This window comes from Paenibacillus sp. P4_A7, from assembly GCF_056402455.1.
This window is the reverse complement of sequence record NZ_JBFUHJ010000184.1, coordinates 1-9,905: the sequence shown is the minus strand read 5'-3', so window position 1 is coordinate 9,905 and position 9,905 is coordinate 1. Positions and strand designations below refer to the sequence as shown.

The window sequence follows — 9,905 nt, the reverse complement described above, 5'->3', positions numbered from 1 at the left end:
CCTCTAAGTTGTTCTCTTCTAGCAAGTTCTTCCTTTGAACATTTAACTACTACGAATATGACAGGGTGATCCGATAATAATTCAATACAAGTATTGAACCATTTGTCATTACCTATAACAGAATCTACAACTACGTTGTTTCCCATCGCTGAAAATAGTTTTATTGTCGAGTAGTATAATGAAATCAACGGATTTGTAAGAATTTGAGTTGCTAATTGTCCATCCTCTGCACCATTTGTTTTAATACTCGGATATGTACTGTTAATGAAATCAGTATAACTATGAAATAGCCCATTACAAAAATTATCAATTGATAATTGTTGAAATGGGATATCAATTTGAGTTAATAATTCATTAGATATGCTTGTCTTTCCAGAACTTGAAGTTCCATTAAGAAGAACTATAATCCCTGGCTTCAATAGAATCCGCCTTTCATAATTTTATTTTTGCGTATCTTTCAGCTAACAGTGTATTTACGAACTTCACGAAAATTATCAATTTTGAAGTATTCGCGAAGTTATTGAACAATCCTGCCAGTTACTTCAATAAACCAAAAGAGGAGCTACCACATAGCAAGCTCCTCCGCTATCGTTTCCCGTTAGCGGAATCACTCGGAAGCTTGCCACCCTCGTCAGCCTTCGGCTGTTGCTGACGGAGCTTGACTAGCTGCTCGTACCGTGCGCGGATCTTCGGTATTGCCTCCTCGAGTAACTTTTCGTGCCTCTCAGCTGACAGACGATCGAGTTCCTCTTTCTGCTCCGGGCTGACCTTGTACACTTTCGCCGTTATGATCTCGCATGTTTCATACACCGTTGTCACTTTCTCAAGAGCCTTTTTCTCCTTGTCCATGTTCGACACGTTCTCCTACCCCCTTTTGTTTTGAGTAACTTTGTTTTCCTCTTTTCTATTATTACGTCTGTCTGTACTCCACGCAACTCAAAAACTATGTCAACGTTCCCTACAGAACGGTTGCTAAGTTACGATAGCTTCCTGTTTTTCGTTAAGTAGAGTAAAGGGCTGGGGATCCCAACCCCTCCTCATCAAACCGTACGTGCGGTTTTCCCGCATACGGCTTTCCGACGTTCTTCATCCAGGGCAGTACGGTTTTTCCATGTGCATAATGTTTTCAGTCCTGTACGTTGAAGCAGAAAATGCATCTCTGACCAATTCTGCTTGCGTTTCCTGTGTTTGTTATTCCAGAACAGTCTTAATCTCCTCAGGATATACCAGTCCACTTTTGAAAGGAAACGATTTGCCATACTTCGATCCACATCTAGATGAGCATAGTAATTACGCCATCCTTGGATCATAGGATTCAGCAGCTCGACCATCAACTTTATCGGCCAATTCAACCGGCCTCTGGCTGCCGTTTCCTCCTTCATACGATTGCGCATCTTCTTCATTGCTTTCTTCGATGGAAAGCTTCGCAGTCGATACTTTGTCCCGTTTTTATGGAGGTAAGGCATCTTCCGATGATGAAAGCCAAGGAAGTCGAACCCGTCCTGGTTCTTCCAAAGACACACTAGCTTTGATTTGGACGTGTTCATGGTCAATTCCAGTTTCCCAAAGATCGCTTTAAGGGTACGAATCGCCTCGAGCGCCTGCGGTTTGTATTGGCTCAGAATGACAAGATCGTCGGCATACCTTACCAGCTTTCCGAGATGAAAAAACCGTTTTTCCCATATCGTATCGAGGTAATTCAGATAGATGTTGGCCAGAAGCGGAGAGATTACGCCGCCTTGTGGGCTGCCGATCTCCGTTTTGTGCCATACGCCATCCTTCATTACACCTGCTTCAAGCCACTGTCTAATTAACTTCAGAATACGCCTGTCGCAGATGCGTTCTTCGACTAGTTTCATCAGCTTGCTGTGGGAGATATTATCGAAGTAGCCTGTAATATCTACGACTACCACCCAGTTGACCACGCCCCAATTGATGCTTTCCCGGATGCTCTTAATAGCCTGATGGGCTGATCGCTTGGGGCGGAATCCGTATGAGCAATCTTTGAAATCCGCTTCGAATATGCCTTCGATCACCAGTTTAGTTGCCATCTGAACAGTCCGGTCAAGGACTGTTGGAATACCTAAGGGACGTGTCTTTCCGTCCGGCTTCGGAATTTCTTTCCGTTTAACCGGAGATGGTCGGTATTTCCCATTCATTAGCTGTTGCCTGATCTCTTTGATGAAGGATTCTTCGCCAATCTCTCGAACGATGAATTCGATCGTTTGTCCATCGATGCCGGCACTGCCGCGATTAGTTTTCACTCTTGCCCATGCCTCTTGCAGGATATCTTCCCGGAATACTTTGTCGTACAGTGCATGAAACTTACGCTTGGGGTTTTCCTTAGCCGCAAGATAGAGGGTATTTTGGAGTTGTCGAGCGTTTTCGTTGGTGGCGTTAGCCGTGTATTCGGCATTCACTTGCTCTTACCTCCTTGATATCCCGTGAACGAAGTGGTGTATTGCCTTTCGGCGCCCTTCCCTCCCCGGGGTTATGYTGTCCTCCGGATCATTGGTAGTATGGCCCCCTCCGACTCCCTTCCCGCAGCTCACCATTTCACCTTTGGGGCTTATAGGTTTGCTCGTTACGAAAAAAACTTCGTGCGAGGTAGGGTCTCCCTAGTTCCAGACACAACTGTCTCTACATGCCGATCCCTTTACACCGGAGGGTTCTTCTGCGCTGCATTCCAAGATCTTCGCGCATTCCATGGCCTTCGCCGGGGCAGTCGTGGCTCGGCTCCCTCTGGTCCCCTTCGGGTTCACTTTCACGATGCGGTAGGATTCATTTTCATTACGGCCTGCAGATTTGCTTCACCGCGCAGAGCGCGACTTTTCACAGGGCTTCAACCGCCGGATTTCGCCGACGTCTGCCTGCTAGCTACGGGGTGGCTTGGTCCCTACCCCGACTGAACTTGCATCAGTAAGTTGTGCCTAGCTTGGCTAGGCGCGCACTGCCCGTTAGCTTAACAAAGAAAGGGAGCAGCTGCCGCAGCATACTACTCCTTATTTGTTCAACTAACGTGTCCCGTTAGCTCAATAGCAAATGAATTACAACTCGTTATTTCTCCCAAAGCTCGACCAGTCGACCTTCAGGGTCTTCAATCCAAATAAACTTTCCAAATTCACTAATCTCTTTTTTCTTTGCAAGAGGTACACCAATATGTTCAAGATGCTTAATAGTCTCGTTTAGATTATGTACTTGGAAATTTAACATCACTTGTTGTTCTGTTGGAAAATAACTGTCATTCTCGGTAAAGAAAGAAAAGATAGTCTCATTTCCTAATTGGGGTTTTATAACAGTCCCATTCCAATTTTCTATTTCAATCTTCAACACTTCACTGTACCATTTTTTTATAACTTCAAGATTCTTAGTTCTCCAAAATATCCCTCCGAAACCTTTTATCATGGTCTTCTATTGCCCAAAAATTCATCTCGGAGTCTAGATATATCTGTAGTGACAAACTGAATTGAAAAATGTGGATGCGACTTATAATCCCCAGTAAACCAGATGCTGGATTCATCGTGATTATCCGGCTCATATAATAGAATTTTCTGTCCTGAGGGCAATTTTAGTTGAGCGATCCCCCTTTTAAAAATAAGTTCGCAGCCTAGAACGTTTGCATACTATTCAATCGAGCCTTCATAGTCTTCCACAGGGATTCCTTGCACAACTGAGTTTCACTTTCACTTAGATAACTTGCTATTCCTAAAATAAACTTAAACGCACGTCGTGGTTTATTCATTCTTTTAAAACCTTGTTTGGAGTCCCAAATGAACACGTTCTTCCCAAGCCATATTCTTAAGTAGATGGAGTGAAATATAATTGGCTTAATAACACCCTTCTGCTCAATCTCAGACCCATCATCAAATTCTGTTTCCGTTCGGATAATCCAAGTATTCCCCATACCTACTTCGATATATTTCAACCGAGGTTACCTCTTTCTTAGCAGAAGTCTAGCATGTCTATATTAACACATATTGGAAGCACTACCCTTTAGTTTAATAACGAAAGAGGAGCTGCCAACTAGCAAGCTCCTCTCCCGTTAGGTAAAGACTATATAATCCTGTTCAGTTTAACATCGAAACATTTGTCACTTGCCTTAACCTGTACAGCGGGACCCGCAGCTACTTGTCCTGGCTTTCCGAGTAGTACCAGAAAATGTGAACATCCGTTTTGGTTCCGTACCTCCTACATTGGTCATGGAGAATTCAGGAACTACGACGTGGTTTTATTATGAAGTAATATCGTCGAAATTTCGCAATAGACGCTGCTCCAGCCCTTTTTCGTTTGTTGTTAGTTCTTGCATGATCGGAATACTCATATTGGTATTTGGGTTGTATTTAAGGCCCCAGTGCATAATGGCAAATACGACCGGAAACAGATCAAGTGCCTTTTGTGTTGGTCGGTACATCGTTTGTGCGCGGTTTGAATCGCCTTCTATCTTGACGAGCAGGCCTGCTTCAGTGAGTGATTGGAGCCGTGCGCTCAAAATATTGGTTGAGATGTTCTCGCTTGAAGCAAGAAACTCGCGGTAATGCCGCTTGTTATGGATAAGGACGTCACGAAGTATGATTAGGCTCCATGGATCACCCCATATGTCGAGCGCATATACGATTGGACACACTGTGGAAGTTCGCTTTTTCATGAGCATGATTATACTATCTGTGCTTGCATTTTGCAAGTCATGAGCATGTATATATTATTCGTACTTGCGTTTTGCAAGTACGCGTTTTATACTCAGTGTGGTAGTCAACAAATAGCGTGAGGAGATAACTTGCATGAATCAAAATTACAGCACTTCTTTTACAGTAGACCAAAGCCCCGAAGCAGTCTTCGCCGCCATCAATAACGTCCGCGGGTGGTGGTCAGAAGAAATTGAGGGTAGGACCGACGAACTCGGTGAATTTAAGTACCACTACCAAGACATTCACCGCTGCACCATCAATATCACCGAACTTGTTCCAGGTAAAAAGGTTGTTTGGCACATTGTAGACAACTACTTTAACTTCGTAAAGGACAAGAGCGAGTGGAAGGGTACCGACATTGTCTTTGAAATCGCCAAGAAGGGTGACAAAACAGAAGTTCACTTTACGCACGTAGGCCTCGTCCCCGCGCACGAATGCTACGGCGTATGCTCGGACTCCTGGGGTACCTACATAAACGGCAGCCTGCGCAACTTGATTACCGAGGGTAAGGGCCAGCCCAACCAAAACGAGCAAATTGCAAACAAACACGGCATAGAAAACTCTTAGATGTTTGTTGAAAATAAAATTTTAGACTGGCTTTGATGATCTGTTACGTTTTTTTGCATCGCCAATTCGGCATCCTTCGTTTGACCTTGATAAAAGAAACAGCGGCAGTCCAGGACGCGAAAATAAAGTCCAAGACTGCCGCTGTTTTATTAAACTATTGTTCCCGTTAGCTTAACTAGTAGTTAACAAAAAAATCAGTGTTATCATAAGCGGATGACCCTTTGTATTCCAAACGAATACCTCCTGACTTTTACAAACCGTTAATCAGACCAGCTTCTTCCAATAATCACGGCTTCGGGCATCCATCTGCTCCGGATCGGACAGCTCGAAGCGGCGTCCTTCATWGTCCGTTACCATCCAGCGGCTTTCCGTTACGGGTTGGATATTTTCATGGAGGTTATCCATGACCAATGCTGCCGGGCCATAATTCGTATCGACCTGCAAATGCCACTCGCTGCCTCTTTTTCTAACGGTCAGGATTTGTGTAATGACAGGAATCATATATCTTCGGTCAAGCTCTTCTCCTACCGCCTGAAAGCTATCTTCCGCAAGAAGCTTCACATCCTGTATCATTGCAATTTCACGCCCTTCCGCCGAGCGAACCGAGATGAACCTGTCGGGCATTGTATACGGAAAACTGCGAATAAGCGTTACGTGGGCAAAACCCTTATCTTCCTGCTCCAAATGCAAAATATCGTCAGAAGATCGGAACAAACGGATTTGACTCAACTCCGAGCGGCTTAAAAAGAATAACGGGTTCATCTTATCCGACCTCCGATGGTATTTTCGCCGTTTGTTTTTGCGATTCGACCAAACGATAATAATGCGTTTGTTTCGCGTAAAGCTCTTCATGCGTCCCCATTTCAACAATGCGGCCTTGGTCGAGGACTACAAGCCTGTCTGCATGACGTAGAGTGGATAGGCGATGGGCAATCGCGATGGTGGTTCTTCCCCGGATTAAGCGGCTTAACGCTTCTTGAATTAGCCGCTCCGTCTCCGTATCAACAGATGCCGTCGCTTCGTCTAAGATCAAAATCTCCGGATCAAGCAGCAGCGCTCTCGCAATTGCGATACGCTGTTTCTCCCCGCCCGATAAGCGGTGTCCGCGTTCCCCGACGCGCGTATCGTAGCCTTCCGGCAGACGACAAATAAAATCGTGGGCATTCGCGGCGTGGGCAGCTGCGATAATGGTCTCCGGCGGACTATCCGGACGGCCGTAGGCTATGTTCTCGGCAATCGTACCATCGAACAAAAACGTTTCCTGAAGCACGACGCCAATATGCTTCCGGAGACTCTCCTGCCGGATATCTCTCAAGTCGTGCCCGTCAAGCGCAACGCTTCCGGCATTCGGGTCATAAAACCKGCAAATCATGTTTATGAGAGTCGTTTTCCCTGCACCGGAGCGGCCAACCAGCCCGATCATTTCACCGGGACGTATGGTGAGGTTAATATCTTTTAGCACCGGTCGTTCCACTTCATACCCGTATCGTACACCATGAAAGCGAATCTCGCCAGAAACGGAAGAAAGCTCCAACGCATCCCGTTTATCAGGGACATCAACCTTGGCATCGATGATTTCGAGAATCCGTTCGGCCGAGCCAAGCGAGCGGTTAAGCCAGCTTAATAGCTGCCCGGAGGCTTGAACAGGCCCGAAGAACATGAGCAAATAGGTCGTAAAGGCGGTCAATGTTCCAATAGACATGGTGCCGGACATGACCGATCGTCCTCCCAAATACCAAACAGCGATGCCGAACACAGCCGTCAGTACCGTAAAAATCGGAGATACGCCAAGCCAAAGATTACCGAAGGAAATCGTGCGATTGATCCAATGATTATTCACCTTGTCAAAACGGTTTTTCTCGGCATTCTCCTGCGCAAAGGCTTTAATGACTCGAATGCCTTGTAGCGCTTCGCCAATCACATTGTTGACATGTAAAGCGGATTGCCATTGCGAATACCAAAGTGAGCTCAGCCTCTTCCACAGCCAATAGAATCCGGCAAACAAGAATGGGGTCGGGATCAGAATCATCGCTGCCAGCTGCCAATTCAGATGGAATAGCATAAACAGGATGCCTACGGCGAGCAGCATCTGTGTGACTAGATACACCATGCCGTTCGTCAAAAATTCTTTTAATTCATCGGTATCATCCTGGATGCGGCCGATAAATTGAGAGACCTGGCGGTGATCGAAGAAGCGCATCGAAAGCTTCATCAAAGCGCCGAACATATCCCGGCGGATCGCCCCTACCAGTTTCCCGCCTATTCGAACGCCAAGGTAGCTTCGAATGACTTGCATCGCAGCAGATAACACCTGTACAAGGGCCAAACCGCTTGCCAAGGCAAAAAGCACGTTCAAGCTTCCAGACGGTTTGGCCACTTCATCCACAATAATTTTGATCAAATAGGGTGGGATCACTTCCATAAATACGGATAAAACAAGCAGCAGCGCGCTTACCAGCATGGGGCTTCGGTACGGGGTACAGTAAGCCGCCAACCTGCGCAGCATGGACCATTTGCTGCTGCAGTTTAAACACTTGCTTGTACCCGGAGAGGCGGTTTTGTCGCATTTTGAGCATCTATACGTTTCCGTACTTTCTTCTAGAGCTGGGAGGGTAAGACCTCCAGTTTCGTCCCCTTCCGCCAACCAGTTCCTTATCGCGGGAACAGCCTGTCGGAAAGGCTCAATGTACGGAAGCGAGAATCTCGCAGCTTCTATCCCGCCATCACGGGTTATAATAAAAAACGATGCTCCGCCGAAAACCTCGCGAACGGATACATCGATCATGTTATTCTTATGGAAGGTCATGATGGTTTTCCCTTGCCCGTCCACCATTTCCATGGTCAAAGTCTTGAAAACAACCTCGTAATGCCGAAATCGTCGTAGGGTGAAATCCACATCCGCCCTTAAACGGAGCCATGGATTCTCCGTATCCTGTTGTTCGACTGCGACGCCGTTAACAGGTTTACCAGCTTCCCGCTTCGCATTCTCCGTTTTCAATTTAAAATACTCCTTTGTCAATGTCACTCTCCGGCAGTTACATATTACGCTCGTTTCTTTCTGCGCACCATCGAATCACTTTGTGCCATTTAGGTACACGCAAAGCCAGTACAGCAAGCAGCCTGGATCTCCAATGATTCGCAGCTTGAAAACGGCTGTTACGGCGAACGCCGGACCATCGTCCCAGAATGCTTGTGAACGGTAAGGGATCATCCGGCTCAAAGCATGTATCTCCCTTGAAGATAAATAATTCCTTTGAGCCGTCCTGCTTTACGGCGTACAGCCGGTGTCCGATCAACGCACCTTGGTCCGTAACAAATAAACATATATCGCCAAGTTTCAATTCTTCCCGTTGCACGGACAGGAAAGTGCTTACGTTTCCTTCCTTGATCAAGGGATACATGCTGATACCCGCAGAGGGCAGCTCGATCTTTCCGGTACGCTGGATTACTGCTGATATGGCTGGCGTCAAATCATGCATTTATTAGCAGTCCGGCCTCAATCAGCATCTCAACAAACGCCTGAACGTCATCGAGGACAACTTCAATCTCAACGCCGTATTCGGTATGTACTTTTTCGGCCAGTTGGGCGACAGTTGGATATTCGGGAAGAATCGACCAAATATAGCCTCCAAGCTCGTTCACTTTCGTGATGGCGTGGGTGTCGATGTTCAGCAGCAGCCACTCGCCATCCAGCTCAGCCGTCTCGATATTTTCCCGTCTCAGCAGTGTTTGGTCTGCCAGTATCGTCATGATATCACTCCCCAAAAGGTATCGTTTTTCTGAAAATATAGCTCATAAGCCGGTACGCCTTCTACCGCCTGCTTGCAAAGCGCAATCATCTTTGCCGTTTCCAGCTTGTTATGCTCCCAATAAAAAACCTTATCCAGCAATGAAATCAGCGCGTCACCTTTGCGGATACCTACCCGCCTTACATCCTGCGATTGGATCAGAAAATGAATGCCTGCCAAGGGACTGTTTGGAAGCTCGCATGCTTCTTCCATTTCGCTCCGAAATGGGGAATCATGGATTGTAATCGAACCATCCGGCTCAAACAATAGGAGCGTAGCCTCATCGGAAAGAATAGGACGGGGAACGGAAAGATCAGCTACCGTCGACTTGCCTGCTCCCGAAGGCCCAGCGAACATCCAAGCGCGGTCATCCTCCACCACGCATGACGAATGGATGAGCAGCCCTGCGCGCCGATGGATCAGCCAGGCGCTGTAGAGATTGATTAAGGCGTGCTTGAGTGCAAGGTCATCGTGAACATAAATTTTTGCCTGGCTGTAATCAGGTGTTGTCACCAGCTTATAGTCCGCACGGATATAGACATATTCGCCGCCGTTCTCTTGAATCTCGACAGGACCGTCGTCGAAAGGTTTCCCGTAAAAGTCGTAGACCTCCACCTGAATGTCAGGCGCTTCAAGATTTCCGCTTGCTTCAAAGGAACGAAAACGCGCGGTCAATTCATCATATAAAAAGGTAGTTTGAATTTGAAAATCGATCGAACTCCTGCCGACCTGTGTATGCAATGTGTACGTCATTATGCACCGCCCGTTCTTCAGAAGTTATTCCTGAGAAGAAAAAGGGAGCAAACTCGATCGTTAGCTCCGCTTCTCAGATAAAATCTATCATTGTTTCTAGTTAACCTCCGAT

At 46.6% G+C, this 9,905-nt stretch carries 11 protein-coding genes and 1 pseudogene; 1 reads left to right on the top strand and 11 read right to left on the bottom strand.

What is annotated here, in order from left to right; translation table 11 throughout:
• From AC1DWN_RS19740 to AC1DWN_RS19715, 6 genes and pseudogenes are all read right to left on the bottom strand, one after another.
• On the bottom strand, nucleotides 1-419 hold a 419-nt coding region (locus tag AC1DWN_RS19740; RefSeq protein WP_477560613.1), incomplete at its 3' end, for a phosphotransferase-like protein.
• Nucleotides 420-585: 166 nt separating this feature from the next.
• Complete coding sequence (locus AC1DWN_RS19735; RefSeq protein WP_477560612.1) at nucleotides 586-849, bottom strand: hypothetical protein; 264 nt, start codon at nucleotides 847-849, stop codon at nucleotides 586-588.
• Nucleotides 850-1,040: 191 nt separating this feature from the next.
• A complete protein-coding gene (gene ltrA / locus AC1DWN_RS19730; RefSeq protein WP_477560611.1) occupies nucleotides 1,041-2,420 on the bottom strand; it encodes a group II intron reverse transcriptase/maturase in 1,380 nt (459 codons plus the stop codon).
• A 637-nt stretch (nucleotides 2,421-3,057) separates the two neighbouring features.
• Nucleotides 3,058-3,405 (bottom strand): VOC family protein, encoded by a 348-nt coding sequence (locus AC1DWN_RS19725; protein ID WP_047685110.1) that lies wholly within the window; start codon nucleotides 3,403-3,405, stop codon nucleotides 3,058-3,060.
• 277 nt (nucleotides 3,406-3,682) lie between these two features.
• Nucleotides 3,683-3,925, bottom strand: a pseudogene (locus tag AC1DWN_RS19720) (DUF3977 family protein); the annotation flags it as partial.
• A gap of 306 nt (nucleotides 3,926-4,231) precedes the next feature.
• Entirely contained in the window at nucleotides 4,232-4,645 is a 414-nt protein-coding gene (locus AC1DWN_RS19715; RefSeq protein WP_477560610.1) for a winged helix-turn-helix transcriptional regulator, read from the bottom strand.
• 133 nt (nucleotides 4,646-4,778) lie between these two features.
• Here AC1DWN_RS19715 and AC1DWN_RS19710 point away from each other — a divergent pair, with 133 nt between their 5' ends.
• Nucleotides 4,779-5,252: an SRPBCC family protein gene (locus tag AC1DWN_RS19710; RefSeq protein ID WP_477560609.1), complete on the top strand. Its 474-nt coding sequence runs from the start codon at nucleotides 4,779-4,781 to the stop codon at nucleotides 5,250-5,252.
• 264 nt (nucleotides 5,253-5,516) lie between these two features.
• On the opposite strand, the gene AC1DWN_RS19705 is transcribed toward AC1DWN_RS19710, so the two are convergent.
• Genes AC1DWN_RS19705 through AC1DWN_RS19685 form a run of 5 tightly spaced genes read right to left on the bottom strand, consistent with a single transcriptional unit; the run spans nucleotide 5,517 to nucleotide 9,793 of the window.
• The gene (locus tag AC1DWN_RS19705; protein ID WP_477560608.1) at nucleotides 5,517-6,014 is read right to left on the bottom strand and encodes a DUF1854 domain-containing protein; all 498 of its coding nucleotides are present in this window, start codon (nucleotides 6,012-6,014) and stop codon (nucleotides 5,517-5,519) included.
• A gap of 1 nt (nucleotide 6,015) precedes the next feature.
• The gene (locus tag AC1DWN_RS19700) at nucleotides 6,016-8,250 is read right to left on the bottom strand and encodes an ABC transporter ATP-binding protein (protein ID WP_477560607.1); all 2,235 of its coding nucleotides are present in this window, start codon (nucleotides 8,248-8,250) and stop codon (nucleotides 6,016-6,018) included.
• Between the two features lie 37 nt (nucleotides 8,251-8,287).
• Nucleotides 8,288-8,731 (bottom strand): S24/S26 family peptidase, encoded by a 444-nt coding sequence (locus AC1DWN_RS19695; protein WP_477560606.1) that lies wholly within the window; start codon nucleotides 8,729-8,731, stop codon nucleotides 8,288-8,290.
• Nucleotides 8,724-9,002, bottom strand: coding sequence for a PqqD family protein (locus tag AC1DWN_RS19690; protein ID WP_477560605.1), 279 nt, complete (start codon nucleotides 9,000-9,002; stop codon nucleotides 8,724-8,726). The genes AC1DWN_RS19695 and AC1DWN_RS19690 overlap by 8 nt, the downstream gene beginning before the upstream one ends.
• Nucleotides 8,999-9,793, bottom strand: coding sequence for a hypothetical protein (locus AC1DWN_RS19685; RefSeq protein ID WP_477560604.1), 795 nt, complete (start codon nucleotides 9,791-9,793; stop codon nucleotides 8,999-9,001). Before AC1DWN_RS19685 ends, AC1DWN_RS19690 begins: the two co-directional genes overlap by 4 nt.
• Between the last annotated feature and the right edge of the window lie 112 nt (nucleotides 9,794-9,905).